Annotated in this window: 13 protein-coding genes; 8 read left to right on the top strand and 5 right to left on the bottom strand. The window is 72.6% G+C overall.

Annotated elements, in window-relative coordinates:
- Nucleotides 1–28: 28 nt before the first annotated feature.
- The 4 genes from ACGFNV_RS39925 to ACGFNV_RS39910 are packed head-to-tail and all read right to left on the bottom strand — an operon-like array spanning nt 29 to nt 4933.
- A complete protein-coding gene (locus tag ACGFNV_RS39925; protein WP_393629669.1) occupies nt 29–1582 on the bottom strand; it encodes an ABC transporter ATP-binding protein in 1554 nt (517 codons plus the stop codon).
- Nucleotides 1579–2418: an ABC transporter permease gene (locus ACGFNV_RS39920; RefSeq protein WP_393629667.1), complete on the bottom strand. Its 840-nt coding sequence runs from the start codon at nt 2416–2418 to the stop codon at nt 1579–1581. The genes ACGFNV_RS39925 and ACGFNV_RS39920 overlap by 4 nt, the downstream gene beginning before the upstream one ends.
- The gene (locus ACGFNV_RS39915; protein WP_393629665.1) at nt 2415–3434 is read right to left on the bottom strand and encodes an ABC transporter permease; all 1020 of its coding nucleotides are present in this window, start codon (nt 3432–3434) and stop codon (nt 2415–2417) included. The genes ACGFNV_RS39920 and ACGFNV_RS39915 overlap by 4 nt, the downstream gene beginning before the upstream one ends.
- Nucleotides 3419–4933: an ABC transporter substrate-binding protein gene (locus ACGFNV_RS39910; RefSeq protein WP_393629663.1), complete on the bottom strand. Its 1515-nt coding sequence runs from the start codon at nt 4931–4933 to the stop codon at nt 3419–3421. Before ACGFNV_RS39910 ends, ACGFNV_RS39915 begins: the two co-directional genes overlap by 16 nt.
- A gap of 304 nt (nt 4934–5237) precedes the next feature.
- Here ACGFNV_RS39910 and ACGFNV_RS39905 point away from each other — a divergent pair, with 304 nt between their 5' ends.
- From ACGFNV_RS39905 to ACGFNV_RS39870, 8 genes are all read left to right on the top strand, one after another.
- Nucleotides 5238–6182 (top strand): TauD/TfdA family dioxygenase, encoded by a 945-nt coding sequence (locus tag ACGFNV_RS39905; protein WP_393629661.1) that lies wholly within the window; start codon nt 5238–5240, stop codon nt 6180–6182.
- Complete coding sequence (locus ACGFNV_RS39900) at nt 6179–7198, top strand: ornithine cyclodeaminase family protein (protein WP_393629659.1); 1020 nt, start codon at nt 6179–6181, stop codon at nt 7196–7198. Before ACGFNV_RS39905 ends, ACGFNV_RS39900 begins: the two co-directional genes overlap by 4 nt.
- On the top strand, nt 7195–8571 hold the full coding sequence (locus ACGFNV_RS39895) for an alanine racemase (protein WP_393629657.1): 1377 nt from the start codon (nt 7195–7197) through the stop codon (nt 8569–8571). Before ACGFNV_RS39900 ends, ACGFNV_RS39895 begins: the two co-directional genes overlap by 4 nt.
- Nucleotides 8572–8588: 17 nt before the next feature.
- Nucleotides 8589–9647, top strand: coding sequence for a cysteine synthase family protein (locus ACGFNV_RS39890; protein ID WP_393629655.1), 1059 nt, complete (start codon nt 8589–8591; stop codon nt 9645–9647).
- On the top strand, nt 9647–11041 hold the full coding sequence (locus ACGFNV_RS39885) for an MATE family efflux transporter (protein ID WP_393629654.1): 1395 nt from the start codon (nt 9647–9649) through the stop codon (nt 11039–11041). The genes ACGFNV_RS39890 and ACGFNV_RS39885 overlap by 1 nt, the downstream gene beginning before the upstream one ends.
- A 107-nt stretch (nt 11042–11148) precedes the next feature.
- On the top strand, nt 11149–12501 hold the full coding sequence (locus ACGFNV_RS39880; protein ID WP_393629653.1) for an MFS transporter: 1353 nt from the start codon (nt 11149–11151) through the stop codon (nt 12499–12501).
- Complete coding sequence (locus tag ACGFNV_RS39875; protein ID WP_393629651.1) at nt 12498–13898, top strand: alpha/beta hydrolase family protein; 1401 nt, start codon at nt 12498–12500, stop codon at nt 13896–13898. Before ACGFNV_RS39880 ends, ACGFNV_RS39875 begins: the two co-directional genes overlap by 4 nt.
- A 112-nt stretch (nt 13899–14010) precedes the next feature.
- Complete coding sequence (locus ACGFNV_RS39870) at nt 14011–14793, top strand: PaaX family transcriptional regulator C-terminal domain-containing protein (protein ID WP_393629764.1); 783 nt, start codon at nt 14011–14013, stop codon at nt 14791–14793.
- 206 nt (nt 14794–14999) lie between these two features.
- Here the strand turns inward: ACGFNV_RS39870 and ACGFNV_RS39865 are convergent, their stop codons facing one another.
- Complete coding sequence (locus ACGFNV_RS39865) at nt 15000–16175, bottom strand: pyridoxal phosphate-dependent aminotransferase (protein WP_393629649.1); 1176 nt, start codon at nt 16173–16175, stop codon at nt 15000–15002.
- Nucleotides 16176–16369: the final 194 nt, after the last annotated feature.

Below are 16369 nucleotides of genomic sequence, written 5' to 3'. Positions count from 1 at the left end.
GGGCGGTCACCGGCCGACGCGGTCGCTCTCAGGGGCGCGCCACCGGAGTGGGCGTGCCCAACAGGGCTCGGGTGGCCGCGTGTTGGGGTGCTGCGAAGAGGTCGGCGGTGGGGCCGGACTCCACGGCCCGGCCGGCGTGCAGGACGGTGACGGTGTCGGTGCGGTCGGCGATCAGGGGGAGGTCGTGGCTGATGAGGACGAGGGTGGTGCCGCGCCGCTCACGCAGGTCGGTGAGGAGGTCCATGAGGGAGCGGCCCGTCTCGGGGTCGAGGGCGGATGTGATCTCGTCGCAGATGAGGACGTCGGGCTCGGCGGCCAGCGCTCGCGCGACGGCGACCCGCTGGCGCTGTCCGCCGGACAGCTCGTGCGGGTAGCGGTCGGCGAACTCGGGCGGCAGACCCACCTGTTCGAGGAGGTCGGCCACCCGGTCCCGGACCTCCCCCGAGGCGCAACGGCGATGCAGACGCAGCGGCCGGCCCACGGCGGCGCCGACCGTTCGGCTGGGGTTCAGCGCGCCCAGCGGGTTCTGCGTGACGAGTTGCAGCCCGCGCCGCTGCTCACGGGTGCGGCCCCGCAGACCGGTGCTGAGGGCGGTGCCGGCCAGGTGCACCGTGCCGGAGGTGCCGCGTTGGAGTCCTACGACGGTACGGACGAGGGTGGTCTTGCCCGACCCGGAGACCCCGACGATGCCGACCGCGGAGCCCGCGGCGACGGTGAGCCCGACGCCGGTGAGGGCGGGTGTGCCGCGGAAGTGCACGTGCAGGTCCCGGACCTCGAGGATGGGTGAACCTGCCTCGGTGTTCGGGGCGTTGGTATTCAGGACTGTGGACGCGCGGCGCGGTACGGGCACCCCCTCCCCTTGCGGCCCGCCCCCGCCCCCGAGTTCCACCACCTCGTCCGCCACCCGTTCCACCACCGCCGGGTCGTGGCAGGAGAAGGCGACGGCGAGGTGGTGTTCGTGGGTGAGGTGGCGGAGCAAGTCTGCTATTTCGTCGCGGAGTTCGGGGTGGAGGCCGGCGGTCGGTTCGTCGAGGAGGAGGACGTCGGGGCGGCGGGCGAGGGCGCGGGCGAGGGCGACGCGGCGTTGCTGGCCTCCGGAGAGGGCGCCGGGGCGGCGGGCGGTGAGGCCTGCGTCGGTCGGGAGGCGGACTTCGGAGAGGAGTGCGGCGACGGCCTCCGGGCTGCGGTCGGCGGAGAGTTCGCGGACGAGGCTGCGGACCCGCATCCGGGGGTTGAGGCCGGATCCGGGGTCCTGTCCGACGTAGGCGAGGCGGGTGCCGCGCAGGGTGCGCAGGTCGCCCTCGGTGAGGGCGAAGACGTCGTGGCCCAGGACATCGACGTGGCCCGCGGTGCGGGTCGTGCCGGGCGGCAGGATGCCGGTCACGGCGCGCAGGAGTGTCGTCTTGCCGGCGCCGGAGGGTCCGGTCAGGGCGACCAGTCGGCCCGGGCGGACGGTCAGGGAGGCGTCCCGCAGCAGCAACCGGCCGTCCGGCGCGGTCACCGCGAGGTCCGTGACCCGTACGGCGGGTGTGTCGCCGGGCGGGCCCTCGGGCCTCGCGTACCGGTCGGGCACATGGCTCACAGGACGGTCACCGCCTTCCGGCCGGTCTGGGGGGCGAGGGCGGCGGCCGCGAGATTGACGCTCAGGGCGAGCAGGCCGATGGCGATGCTGGGTGCGACGACGGACCAGGGGTTGAGGAGGATGCCGGGAGAGTTCTCGCGGATCATCAACGCCCAGTCGGCGGCGGGGGGTTGGGGGCCGACCTGGAGGAATCCGGCGGTGGCGACGAGGTACACGGCGGCGACGAAGCGCAGGCCGAACAGGGCGAGCAGGGTGGCGCGCAGGTTGGGCAGGATCTCGCGGACGACCAGGTACCAGAGGCGTTCGCCGCCGGCGGCGGCCGCTTCGACGTAGCCCGCCTCGGCGACCGGGGCCGCCGCGCTCGCCGCGAGCCGGACGGCGTACGGCACTCCGAGGACGACGGCGGCGGCGATGACGGCGAGTCGGCCGCCGCCGGGCCAGGAGAGGGTGACCAGCAGGATCCCGAGGACGGCGGGGAGCAGCATCAGCACGTCGGCGGTCCGTTCCACGATCCGCCCGACGAACGGCCGTAGGGCGCCGATCGCGCCGAGGATCGCGGCGGCCGCCGTGACGAGCACCGCGACGAGCAACGAGGACAACACGAGTTCGCGCCCGCCGGCCAGCAGCCGGCTGAGCACGTCCCGGCCGAGCTGGTCGCCGCCGAGCAGGGCTTGGTCCGCCCCGGCCTCGGCGTACGGCGCGGCCACCGGGACGTCCACGGCGTGCGGCGCGATCCAGGGCCCGACCAGGGCGAGGCCGGTCAGGAGCAGGGCGGGCAGGACGCGCAGGACGACGCCCCTGCGACCGACCCCGGCGCGGGCGGTCTTCTCCCTCATCGTCGGCCTCCGGTCACCGTGTCGCGTACGAGGTCGGCCAGGAGCAGCACGCCGGTGATGACCGCGCCGGACAGCGCCGTGACCCCGGCGATGACCGGGCTGTCGCGGTCGGTGACCGCTGAGGTCAACACCGTACCGACGCCGGGGTAGTTGAAGATGGTCTCCACGACGACCGCGCCGCCCAGGAGCATGCCGGTGGAGGTTGCGAGGCCCGCGGCGACGGCGGGCAGGGCGCCGGGCAGCACGTGGTGGGTGAGGACGCGGCGGGGCGGGAGTCCGTCGAGGACGGCGGTCTCGACGTGCGGGGCGCGGGCCTCGTCGGCGAGGGCGGCCCGCACGATCCGGGTGTTCCAGCCGACCTGCGGAACGGTCAGGGCGAGGACGGGCAGCACGAGCATCTCCCAGGACGCGGGGGATCCGTCGGCGTCGGTGAGGGTCACCGCGGGCAGCCAGCCGGTCCACAGCGACAGCACCAGGACCAGGGCCACCGCGACGACGAACTCCGGCAGGGCGAGGATCGCGGTCGCGGTTCCTGACACTCCCCGGTCCAGGCGCCCGCCGGGCCGCAGGGCGGCCCAGCAGCCGAGGGCGAGGGAGAGCACAGCCGTGAGCAGCAGGGCGATGCCGCCGAGCAGCAGGGTGTTGGGGAACGCGGTGGAGAGCAGGTCGGTGACCTTCTCGCCGCGCGCCGAGGTGCCGAGGTCGCCCGTGGGCAGGCCGGTCATCCAGTCCCAGAAGCGTTCCAGGACGGGGCGGTTCAGCCCGAGCAGCTCTCGGCGTGCCGCGAGGTCGGCAGCGCTCTCGCCGCGTTCGGAGGTCGCCTTGGCGGCGTCGCCCGGGAGCAGTTCGACGGTGACGAAGACCAGCGCGAGCAGCAGCGCCAGGAAGGCGACCCGCTGGGCCAGTGTGGTGGCGACGCGGGCCAGGAGCAGGGCGGGGCCGCGGCCCGGCCTCCGCTCCGCGGGGAGCGGGGAGGAGGCCGGGGTGGCGGTGTCGGGTGTCAACTGGCCAGCCATGCGCCTTCGAGCTGGACCCTTCCGTATCCGGGCAGCGTGGGCAGTCCGCGTACCTTGGCGCCCGCGAGGTCGATGCCGTCGGCCATGCCCCACAGGAGGTAGCCGGAGCTGTCGTACTCGATCTGCTGGAGCTGCTTGAGGAGTTGGGTGCGCCGGGCAGCGTCGGCGGTGCCGATGGCCTTCTGGTAGGCCGCGTCGAACTCCTTGGACTTCCAGCCGGCTTCGTTCTGGCCGCTCTCGGAGACCATGGTCTTGCTGGCGAAGAAGACCACGGAGTCGTTGGTGCCCCAGTAGCTGGTGTAGAGGTCGCCCTTGAGCCAGGTCCTGTCCCAGAAGACGGCCGACTCCTGCTTGACGACCTTCACCTTCACACCGGCCTCGCGGACCTGGGTGGCGAAGAGGGTGGCCGACTCGGCGAGGCCGGATATGTCCTCGGTGGTGAGGAGTTCGTACGTCCTGGAGGTGTCGAACCCGGCCTCCTTCAGCAGCTTCTTGGCCTGCGCGAGGTCGCGGGTGCGCTGCGGGACGCCCTTGTCGTAGGCGGGGTCGCCGGTGCCGAGGATGTCGTTGGCGACGGTGCCGTAGCCGGAGAGGACCTGGTCGACCATGGCCTTGCGGTCGACGGCGAGGCGGAGCGCCTCACGCACCTTCGGGTCGGCGAACGGGCCGTCGGCGGTGCGCATGACGATCGGCATCGCCATGTCGTTGGGGCGGCGGACGGTCTGAACGTCCGTGCGGGCCTTGGCCGTTCGGGCGGCCACGGCGCCGACGTTGGAGGCGAGGTCGATCTGGCCGGCCAGCAGCGCATTGGCCATGGCCTGCGGGCTTTCGAAGATCTTCACCTCGATGGCGTCGAGGTGCACCTCGTCGCCGTACCAGTCGTCGTTGCGGACCAGGCGGGCGTTGCCGGAGCGGAACCAGTCGAGTTTGAAGGGGCCGGTGCCGGGGGCCTTCGCGATGTCCTTGTCGGTGGTGCCGTCGGGGACGACGAAGGTGGTGAGGCGGGTGAGCAGGGGCAGTTCGGCGTTGGCGTAGTCGGAGACCAGGACGACGGTGTCGGTGCCCTCGGCGGTGATGTTCTTCGCCTGGATGCCGGGCAGCCGGGAGGCACCGGACGGGGTGGCACGCAGGCGCTTGAGCGAGAAGACGACGTCTTTGGCGGTCACCGGGGAGCCGTCGTGGAACTTCGCCCCCGGGGCGATCTTGAACTTCCAGGTCTTCAGGTCCGCGGACGGCTGCCAACCGGCCGCGAGCCGGGGCTCGGTGTTCGGCTTGGCGCCGGGCACGGTGAGCGTGTCGTACACCAGGCTGATGATGAGGTAGTCGCTCTCGTTGGCCTGGGAGCCGTGCGGGTCGCGGGTGATGGCGCCGGGCCTGCCGAGGGCGCCGACGCGCAGGGTGCCGCCCTTGCGGGGCTTTTCGGACCCGCCGGTGGCGGACCCGGCCGGCTCGGCGTCATCGCCGCCGCCACAGGCGGCCAGCAGGGCGGTCGCGCCCATGGCGCCACCTGCCCACAGGAGTTGACGTCTGGTCAGGTCCACTTCGTCCTCGATTTCACACGCGGCTCGATTGCTTAGGTTTGCCTACCCTGATTCACACCGTGTGCACAAGGGGGCGCGCGGCGTGATCTAGATCAAACTTAGGTAAGCCTTGCCTACTACCTGTGGACTGGCTATGTTTCCGTCCGGTCCATGCGGCTTCCCTCTCCGGAAGCCCCACCGCCCGCACCCCCACCCGCACCGGAACGGACGGTTCACCATGCCGACGGCAGCCATGCCTGTACGTCAGCTTCACCCGCAGGCCGTGACCGAACTGCTCAGCACGGCCCGTACTCTGCTCGACGCCTTCGACGGCGTCTCCACCCACCCGGGGCTGCTCGCCCAAGTCCCCTCAGCCGCAGCAGCGTTGAGCGAAGAAGTCCGCCACGCCTGCCGCCCCGTCGACACCGCCGACGGCCTCTTCGTCCTGCGTGGCCTGCCGGTCGACGACGAGGCGATCGGCCCCACCCCGGACCACTGGTCGACCGCCCGGAACGCCGGCGCGCTCCACGACGTGGTCCTGCTCCTGCTCTCCACGGTGATGGGCACGCCGCTCGCCTGGGAGGGGCAGCAGGACGGCCGGTTCGTGCACAACATCGTGCCCTCGCCCGGCCACGAGGAGGAACAGACCGGCGCCAGCAGCAGCGTGCTGCTCAGCCCGCACACCGAGGACGCCTTCCACCCGGGCCGCGCCCATCTGCTGGTCCTGGGCTGCCTGCGCAACCCGGACGCCGTCGCCACCACGGCGGCCAGCGTTCGGCAGATCCAACTCGACTCCGCCGACCTGGAGTTGCTGGGCCGCCCGGTGCTGCCCATCCTGCCCGACGACGCCTACGCCGAGGCGCAGGGCTACCAGGGCGCCCCGCCGCGCGTGCCGACCGTGTGGCAGTCGCCGGACGGACCGACCCTGCGCTTCGACCCCGCCTACACCCCGCTGGACGAGGCGCCCGAGGAGCACCGCGCGGCCTACGGCCGGCTCGAGGCCGAACTCTCCCGGGTCTCCGTGGCGGTGGCCCTGACCCCGGGTGACGTCCTGGTCGTCGACAACGACCTCGTCGTCCACGGCCGGGTCCCCTTCAAGGCCCGCTACGACGGCACGGACCGCTGGCTGAAACGTTCCTCCGTGCGGGTGTCCGGCCGTCGTAGCCGCCCGCAGGCCGAGCGGTTCGAGCACGGCTACGGCCAGGCGGCCGTGGAGGCGTTCGCATGACCCACAACGACAGGACGGGGAGCACCACGGTGACCGACGACACGACCCTGCGCATCCTCAGCACCAGCGACGTGGCGGGTATCGACATCACGCTGTCCGACGTCGTCTCCGTGGTGGAGCAGGCGTACCGCACCCTGGCCGAGGGCAGGTCGGACAACCCGCGCAAGCTCACCGTCAAGCCGGAGGACGGCCACTCCGTCGCGTACGCGATGCTCGGCCGCGACGGGGTGCGGGGCGTGGTCGCGGTGAAGACGTCGTACAAGTACGGGCTGCACGAGGACCGCGACAAGCAGCACTACTACACGACGCTGACCCTGTACGACGACGAGACCGGGCTGCCCGTCGCGATGCTGGACTGCGGCCGCGTCGGCGCGCTGCGCACCCCGGCGGTCTCGGCGCTGCTGGCCCGTGAGCTGGCAGCACCGGACGCCCGCAGCGCGCTCGTCATAGGCACCGGTACCCAGGGGCGGCTCGCGCTGCCGTTCCTGCTGACCACGCTGCCGGACCTGGAGCGGCTGATGCTGTTCGGCACGCATCCGGACGGCATACGGGCGGTCCGCGAGCAGTTGCACGCCCACTTCCCCGACCGTGAGCTGGAGGTCGTGACCGACCTGCGCGCGGCCGCCGGGGACGCGGATGTCGTCCTCGCCACCGCCGGCCCCAACACCCCGGCCTCCGTGGACGCGGAGTGGCTCAAGCCCGCCGCGCTGTCCGTCCTCATCGGCTACGGCATCGCCCCCTCGACCCTGCACCGGGCCGACCGCGTGATCGCCACCAGCGCCGCCCAGATGCGCGTCACCGGCACCGACATGGCCGACGCCGACGGCCGACTGCGGGACGTGGACGCCGAGTTCCCCGAGGTGCTGGCCGGACGGGCCGCCGGGCGCACGGACGCGGGCCAGCGGATCTTCGCGTACAACAGCGGGCTGGTCGTCACCGACATCGCGCTCGGCCACCGGTTCGCCCAACTCGCCCTCGCCCAGGGGCTGGGCACGGCGGTCCCGCTGTGGAAGTGACGACGGCGCTCCCCTCGCACACCACGCCCGAGGTGCGCTCGCTCCTCGCCGGGACGTTGCCGCACGAGCTGAGCCACGGGCTCGGCGGCCCGTACCACGTGCTGTTCCCGGGGCGCTTCGACGCCAACGCGGCCGCGTTCCGCGCGGTGTTCACCGAGGCCGGCGTCGACGGCCGGGTGTACTTCGCGAAGAAGGCCAACAAGGCGGCCGTCTACGCCGAACGGGCCGCCGTGGCGGGCCTGGGCGTGGACGTGGCGAGCCAGGGGGAGCTGCGCGAGGCCCTGGCGGCCGGGGTGCGCGGCGAGGACCTGGTGGTGACCGGTCCCGCCAAGGGCGACGACCTGCTGCGCGTCGCCGTGCTCCAGGGCGCGCTGATCGCAGTGGACGGGCTCGACGAGCTCGACCGCCTGCTCACGCTGGCGACCGAACTCGACCGTACGCCACGGGTGTTGTTGCGCCGCCTGCCCCCGGAGCAGCCGCACAGCCGCTTCGGTCTGGACGAGGACGAGGTGCGGCGCGCCCTGCGGCGGTGCGCCGACGGGCGGGTCGACATGGAGGGCTTCAGCTTCCACCTCTCCGGCTACGACACCCGCCAACGCGCCGACTTGGCAGCCGAGTTGCTCAGTCTGTGCGCGGACGCCCGCACACTGGGCCTGCGCGCCGACCGGATCAGCATCGGCGGCGGCTTCGCCGTCGACTACGTGGATGCCGAGGACTGGCGGCGGTTCGAGGAGAGCAGGCGCCCCGAACACTTCCACGCGGGCAAGTCCTTCGGGGGCTTCTACCCGTACCACTCCCCCGTCGCGGGCGCCGACGCCCTGCGTACGATCCTGGCGGCCACCCCGGCCGGTGAGAGTACGGACCTCGCCGGGCTGTTGCGGGCGGCCGGTGTCGCCCTGCTCGTCGAGCCGGGCCGGGCCCTGCTGGACCAGGCCGGGTTCACGGTGTTCCGGGTGCGGGGCGTGAAGGAGCGCGACGGGTACGCGATCCTCACCGTGGACGGCAGCAGCCTCAGCCTGTCCGAGCAGTGGTTCGACAGCGAGTTCCTGCCGGACCCGGTGCTTGTGCCGGCCGGGTCCGGTCCGGTCGCCGACGCGGGCCCGTACCCGGCGTGCGTGGGCGCGGCCACCTGTCTGGAGTCGGACCTGCTGACCTGGCGCAAGATCCCCTTCCCCGTCCGGCCGGCCGTCGGCGACCTGCTGGTGTACCTCAACACGGCGGGCTACCAGATGGACTCCAACGAGTCGCCGTTCCACGAGCTTCCGCTGCCGCCGAAGGTCGTCGTGGAGCCCTCGGTCCCGGCCGGGGCCTCGCCCTCGGCCTCGTCTTCTTCGTCCGCCTTCCGCTGGCGCCTCGACCGCCGCCCCGTCTGAACCTTCCTGGAGCCTCCATGGACGACCCCCTGCACCGGCCGCCCGTCGTGCGGCAGGTCTCCGAACTCATCGGCGCCACCCCGCTGTTCGAGCTGTGCCGTACGGAGAGCGATGCCCGGCTGCTGCTGAAGCTGGAGCAGTTCAACCCCACCGGCACCGCCAAGATCCGGATGGCCCGGCAGATGGTCATCGACGCCGAGGAGCGCGGTCTGCTGCGCCCGGGCGGGCGGATCATCGAGTCGACCTCCGGCAACACCGGGCTCGGTCTGGCCGTCGTGGCCGCCGAGCGCGGCTACACCTTCACCGCCGTGGTCGACCACCACGCGGCCGTCGACAAGCTGCGCGCGATGAAGGCGCTCGGCGCCGAGCTGGTCTACGTCGCCGCGGGCGGGGACGAGGAACTGGCCACCGCCGCCCGCGAGGAGCTCGCGGAGAAGATGGCCGCCGAGTCCGACAACGCCTACTTCACCGAGCAGCACAACAACCCGGCGAACGGGGTGGGTTACCACCCGGTGGCCCGCGAGCTCGACGCCGCCCTGGACGGCCGTGTCGACATCCTGATCGGCGCCGTCGGCACCGGCGGCGGACTGTTCGGGACCGGGAGCGTGCTGCGCGAGACCGTGCCCGGGGTGCGGATCGTCGGGGTCGAGCCGAAGGGCTCGATCGCCTTCGGGCCGCCCGCGCACGACTACTACCAGTCCGGCACCGGCACGCCCGAGGGCGCGACGATCGGGGCGATGGTCGACTACTCGCTGCTGGACGAGGGGGCGAAGGTCGGGGACGTGGAGGCGTTCGCCACCGCCCGGGCCGTCGCCCGCCGCACCGGCCTGCTCCTGGGCGGCTCGGCGGGCGGGGTGGTGTACGAGGCCCTGGCCCGGATGTCCGCCCTGGCGCCGGGCACGACTATGGTCGCGTTGGTCAACGACGGCGGGGAGAAGTACATGGACACCGTCTTCGACGACGACTGGATGGCCGCACACGATCTCCTCTCTCCCCAAGTGGAGCGCGAGGTCGACGAGTTGCTGACCAAACTCCGCCGCACCACCGCGCCCGACTCCCCGCAGGCAACGAACTGATGCCGCCCGCCCTGACCCGCCTCCTCGTCGACGGCCGCGCCCTGGCCACGCTCGCCGTCCCGCTCGCGCTCACCCAGCTCGCCCAGGTCGCGCTCACCACCACCGACACGGTCATGATGGGCCTCATCGGCACCGAGGCCCTGGCCGCCGGCGGTCTCGCCATGGTCGTCTTCAACCAGCTGCGCACCATGGGCGTCGGCCTGGTCACCGCCGTCGGCAACCAGGTCGCCGCGGCGGACGCGCGCGCCGAGAAGGAGGGCGCCGACGCCGGGAGCGCCCACGAGGAGGTCCGGGACCTGGTCCGGGCGAGTCTGCTGCTGTCCACGCTCGCCGGTCTCGCGGGCGCGGTGCTGATGGTGCTGATCGGGCACGCCCTGGTGTTCCTCGGCCAGGACCCCGACGTCGTCGACGCGGCGAAGCCGGTGCTGTACGCGATGGCTCCGGGCCTGGTGCCCTGCCTGTGGTTCCAGGCGATCCGCCAGTTCACCGTCGGCATGCGCCGCCCGCAGGCCCTGCTGCGCATCACGATCGCCTCGATCGCGGTCAACGCGGGCCTCAACTTGGTTTTCATCCATGGCACTTGGGGGCTGCCCAAGCTGGGCCTGCCCGGCGTCGGACTGGCCACGACCTCGGTCCACGCGCTGTCGTTCCTGGCGTTGTACGTCTCCGCGCGCCGCGACCCCACGCTGGCACCGGTGCTGTCGCTGAGCATCTGGAGGACCCGCCCGGCGACCCTGCGCCGTCTCGCCGGTCTGGGCGCGCCGATCGCCGCGACCTACGGCTCGGAGGCGGGCTTCTTCTCCGTGGTCGCGCTGCTGGTGGGCAGCTTCGGCACGGCCGCGCTGGCCGCGCACACGGCCGTCAACCAGCTCGTGTACATCGTGTTCCAGATCGCGGTCGGCCTCTCCCACGCCGCCTCCCTCGGCGTCAGCCGCGAACTCGCCCTCGGCAACACGGCGGCGGCCCAGCGGCTGAAGTCGACCGCGCTGGCGTGCGCCGCCGCGGTGATGGCGGTGGTGGCCCTGATCTACGTCACCGTGCCGGACCTCGTACTGGCGCCGTTCTTCGAGAGCGAGAACAAGTCGGCCACCGACCTCGCCGCCCAACTCCTGCTGGTCGCCGCGGTGATGCAGTTCTTCGACTGCACCCAGAACATCGGCGTCGGTCTGCTGCGCGGCCTCGACGACACCAAGGGCGGCTTCCGGGTGACACTGGTCGGCTACTGGCTCGTCGGCCTGCCCGCCGCCGCGCTGCTCGGCTTCGCGGCCGGCTGGGACACCGTGGGCATCTGGCTGGGGCTGCTCATCGGACTGGCCACGACCGCGGTGCTTCTGCTGCGCCGGTTCGGGCGGGGGGTGGAGCGACGGCAGGAGGCCGCCGCCGTGGCGCTGTGAGGCGTGGCGGGCCCGCCCTCCCACCAGCCAATGTTGTGCACTTTCTTGACGCCGGTAGAAAGAGAGCCTAATTTCGCGGTGTCCTTCCCCCGTCAAGGGAGACCGCGATGCCCCCGTCCCCCCTCGCATCACCGCCCCCCGACCGCGAACGAAACCGGCAGTTGCGCCGAGTGGCCCTCTCCGGACTGCTCGGCACCGCCGTGGAGTTCTACGACTTCCTCGTCTACGGCACCGTCGCCGCCCTCGTCTTCGGCGAGCTGTTCTTCCCCGGCGCCGACCCCGCCGTGGGCACCGTCGCCGCGTTCGGCACCTTCGCCGCCGGCTATGTCGCCCGCCCGCTCGGCGGCATCCTCTTCGGTCACTTCGGCGACCGGCTCGGTCGCAAGTCCATGCTGCTGCTCACCATGGGCCTGATGGGCGGCGCCAGTTTCCTCATCGGCCTGCTGCCCACGTACGACACGATCGGCGTGTGGGCGCCGGTCCTGCTGATCACTTTGCGCGTCGTCCAGGGCGTCGCCATCGGCGGCGAGTGGGGCGGTGCCACCCTCATGGTCGTCGAGCACGCCGGAGAGCGGCGGCGCGGACTGTGGTCCAGCTTCACGCAGATGGGAGCACCGCTCGGCTCCCTGCTGTCCACCGCCGTCGTCACCTTCGTCGTCACCCTGCCCAAGGACGAGTTCGCGGCCTGGGGCTGGCGCGTGCCGTTCCTGCTGAGCGTGGTGCTGCTCGGCGTCGGGCTCTTCGTACGGCTGAAGGTGGTGGAGAGCCCGCTGTTCGCCGAGGTGAAGCAGGACCGCGCCGAGTCCCGGCTGCCGATCCTCGACGTGCTGCGCCACCCGCGTCCCGTGCTGCTCGCCTGCTGCGTCGGCATCGGCGCCTTCACCGCCCAGTCCCTGCTGACCAGTTACCTGATCGCGTACGCCACCGGCATCGGCTACGCCCGCCCGCAGGTGCTCACCGCGCTCACCGTCTCCGCCTGCGTCGCCCTCGTCGTCCTGCCCTGCGCCTCCGCGCTCTCCGACCGGGTCGGCCGCCGCCCGGTCGTCCTCGTCGGCGCCCTCGCCTCGGCCGCGCTCGCCTTCCCCGTGCTCGCGCTGGTCGACTCGAAGTCACCCGGTCTGCTGATCCTCGCCGTCGTCCTCGGCCACGGCATCGCCCAGTCGACGATGTACGGCCCGCTGGGCGCCCTGCTCACCGAGATGTTCGGCACCCGGGTCCGCTACACCGGCGCCTCGCTCGGCTACCAGGGCGCCACCCTCATCGGCGCCGGATTCTCCCCCATGATCGCCGGAAGCCTGGTGGCCGAGAGCGGCGGCGGCACGCCCGTCGCCCTGCTGGTGTGCGGGGGCTCCCTCGTCACCGCGCTGACGGTCTGCTTCGTACGCGAGACCAGCCGGACCTCCCTGGCCGGCACCGCCGAACGCCCCGCCTCCCCCCACTCCCAGGAGATCTCCGCATGACGCCCCGCACCCGCACCCGTACCGCACGACGCACCGCCTGCACGGCGGCCCTGCTGCTCGCCGTCACCGCCGTACCCACGTCGGCCGCGGCGGCCCCCTCCGACCCGAGCCACGTCGAGGGCCGACTCGCCTCGGGCGCCACGTACATGATGGACGTGCCCGCGGCCTGGAACGGCACCGTCCTGCTCTTCAGCCACGGCTACACCCAGGCCGGCGCGCCCAACCCCGCCCAGGACGCCCCGGACGACGCCACGAAGGCGCTCCTGCTCGCGCGGGGCTACGCGCTCGTCGGCTCCTCGTACGCCACCACGGGCTGGGCGGTGACGGACGCGGTCCCCGACCAGCTCGCCACACTGTCCGCCTTCACCGACCGCTTCGGCGCGGCCCGTCGCACCATCGCCTGGGGGAGGTCGTACGGCGGACTGGTCACCACCGCCATCGCCGAGCGCCACCCGGAGCGGATCGACGGCTCCCTCTCCCTGTGCGGGCTCGTGCACGGCGGTGTCGCCAACTGGAACAACACCCTCGACCCCGCCTTCGCCCTCAAGACGCTGCTCGCACCCGACTCCGACATCCCCCTGACCGGCCTGCCCGACCAGACGGCCGCCACCGACGCGGCCAACGCCCTGACATCCGTGGTCGACTCGGCGCAGTCGACGCCCGCCGGGCGGGCCCGCGTCGCCCTGGCCGCGGCCCTGCACAACATCCCGGTCTGGAACCAGCCGACACAGACCCGGCCCGCCGCGACCGACTGGGACGCTCAGCAGGCCAACCAGTACGACGCCGTCAAGGGCCTGCTCAAGATCGCCGCCTTCAACCGGCGGCAGGAGGCGGAGGTCCGGGCGGGCGGCAACATGTCCTGGAACACCGGGGTCGACTACGCGCAGCTGCTCGGCCGGTCGTCGGTCCGCAAGGAGGTCACCGAGCTGTACAAGAAGGCCGGGCTGTCCCTGAAGGCCGACCTCGCCACCCTCAACCGCGCTCCGCGCATCAGCGCCGACCCGGCCGCCGTCGCGTGGATGAGCCGCACCAGCTCCTTCACCGGCAGGCTGACCAAGCCGCAGTTCAGCGTCCACACCATCGGCGACGCCCTGGTCCCGGTCCAGACCGAGAGCGCCCTGCGCCGGGCCGTCACCGCCGCCGGTTCGGCACCCCTGCTGCGTCAGGCGTACACCGACAACGCCGGCCACTGCACCTTCAGCCCCGCCGAGCAGCTCGCCGCCCTGCACACCCTGGAGGACCGCCTCACCACCGGCAGGTGGCAGGGCACCGACCCCGAGTCCCTCAACGCCCGTGCCACGGCAGCTGATCCCTCCACCCCCACCCGCTACACCGCCTACCGCCCCACCCCGTACCTGCGGCCGTACGACCTTGCGCACCCCGCCGACGGCCAGTGACGGCGTACGGCCGCCCGCCGCGGTGTCGGTGGGCGGCCGTACTCTTGCCGTCGTGGAGAACGACGACATCCTGGACACCTCGGACGGCCCGCAGTCGCGTCCGCAGTCGCTCATGCTCGCCTTCTTCGGCAACCACGTCCTGGAGGAGGGGGACCTGTGCGTCTACTCCGGCAGCATCATCGACGTCCTCGGCCGCGCCGGGGTGGGTGAGCAGGCCGTACGGTCCACGCTGACCCGCATGGTCAACCGGGGGTTGCTGCGGCGCCAGCGCGAGGGCCGCAGGATGTACTTCGGCCTCACGCCTCAGGCGACCCGCGTCCTGGAGGACGGCCGTACGCGCATCTGGAGACAGGGCGCCGTCAACGACGACTGGGACGGCTCTTGGACCCTGCTGGGCTTCTCCCTCCCCGACTCCTGGAAGCGCCAGCGCCACGACCTGCGCTCACGGCTCACCTGGTCCGGATTCGGCGCGCTCTACAGCGGGCTGTGGATCGCCCCGGGCACCGTCGACGCCGCCGCCATCGTCTCCGAACTCGACCTCGCCGACCACGTCAAGATCTTCCACGCCCGGGCCGACGAGGCCACGAACATCGAGCTGATGGTTCGCGACACCTGGGACCTGGAGAGCATCGCCGCCCGCTACGTCACCTTCGACAAGCGCTGGACCACCCACCTGGGTGCGGGCTCCGGGGACGACCCGATCGGCACCCGGCTGCGCCTGGTCAGCGAATGGCTCTGGACCATCCGCACGGACCCTCGGCTCCCGGCCCGCCACCTCCCTCCGGCCTGGCCGGCCCGCCCCGCGCAGGACACCTTCCGCCGCGTCGCGGAGCAGACCGAGGCACCCGCGCGGGACATGGCCCGCGCACTGTTGGAAACCGCGCCGGTGCGCTAGGGCCGTGACCGAAAAGGTTCACCGGCTCGCGGCGCCCGGCACGGCTCCCCCACGCTCGGCTTCGCTCGCGCGGGAGGGGCCCCCACCGCCGCGTTGTCGCATCACCCGAGTACGTCCAGTACTCGGGCGATGCTCCGCCTTGCGATGCACCGCACCGGACGCCGCGAGCTTCCCGGCAAACCTTTCCGGTCACGGCACTAGCGCGGTCAGCGCAGGGTGGCCACGAACTTCCCCAGCCGGGTGATGCCCTCGCGCAGGTCGTCCGAAGAGGCCGCGTACGAGAGGCGGACGTGGGTGTCGGCCGTGGCCGTGCCGAAGTCGCGGCCCGGGGTGAGGGCGACGTGGGCCTCCTGGAGTGCTCGTTCGCAGAACTGCCAGGAGGTGAGGCCGGTGTCGCTGACGTCGAAGTAGACGTAGAACGCGCCGTCGGGCGGGACGGGGACCGGCAGGCCGATCGACGCGAGGCCGTCGAGGACGAGCGCGCGCCGCTCGGCGAACTCGGCGCGGCGGGCCTCGCAGACGGCGAGGGACTCGGGGGTGAAGCAGCTGAGGGCGGCGTGCTGGGCGGGAGCGGACGCGCAGAGGAAGTAGTTCTGGGCGAGGCGCTCCATCGCCGGCACGAGGGGCTCGGGGACGACGCACCAGCCGAGCCGCCAGCCGGTCATGCCGAAGTACTTCGAGAAGCTGTTGATGACGACGGCGTCGGGGTCCAGGGAGAGCGCGCTGCGCGGCGGTCGGCCGGCGGCGTCGTGGTCGCTGAGGTCGAGGTAGATCTCGTCGACGATGCGCCACGCGTCGCGGGCGCGGGCGAGGTCGCAGATCGCGGCGAGTTCGTCGGCCGGGACCGAGGTGCCCGTCGGGTTCGACGGGGTGGCGATCATGATGCCGCGCGTGGAGTCCGTCCAGTGCGCGCGCACGGATGCCGCGTCCAGCTGGTGGCGCGAGGCCGCGGTGGTGGGGACGAGGGTGACGCGGGCGCCGAAGCTCTCGACGATCTGCCGGTTGCAGGGGTAGGAGGGGTCACCGATGAGCACCTCGTCGCCGGGGTCGACCAGGGCGGCGGTGGCCAGGACCAGGGCGGCCGAGGCTCCCGCGGTCACGACGATGCGGGACGCGTCGACGTCGACGTCGTGCTGGACCTCGTAGAACCGCGCTATCGCCTGCCGCAGCGCGGGCAGTCCGAGGGCTGCGGTGTAGGCCATGGGCCGTCCGTCCATGGCCTCGCGCATCGCGTCGAGGACGGCCGGGGGTGCGCCGAAGTCCGGTTCGCCCAGGCTGAGTTTGACGACGTGGTGCCCCTGCGACTCCAGTGTCGCGGCATGCTTGCCGAACTCCATGGCGTAGAACGGGGCGACGGCCCCGGCGCGCTGCGAGATCCTCACGCGGCGACCTCCGACTCGATGGCACTGATCAGTGGGTTCATGGCGTCCTCGTCGTCCCCGGGTCTCACTCTTCGGGCCGGTCCACCCGGATCAGCGTCTGCCCTCCAGCCGGCACACGGCCCGGATGCGCTCCCGCACATCGAGGGTACGTCGGGTCAGGCCGGCCCGGCCGTGGTGCCGCGGCCGACGAGGTG

The organism is Streptomyces sp. NPDC048751 (genome assembly GCF_043198595.1).
Taxonomy (GTDB): Bacteria; Actinomycetota; Actinomycetes; order Streptomycetales; family Streptomycetaceae; genus Streptomyces.
This window is presented reverse-complemented; position numbering and strand designations above follow the sequence as displayed.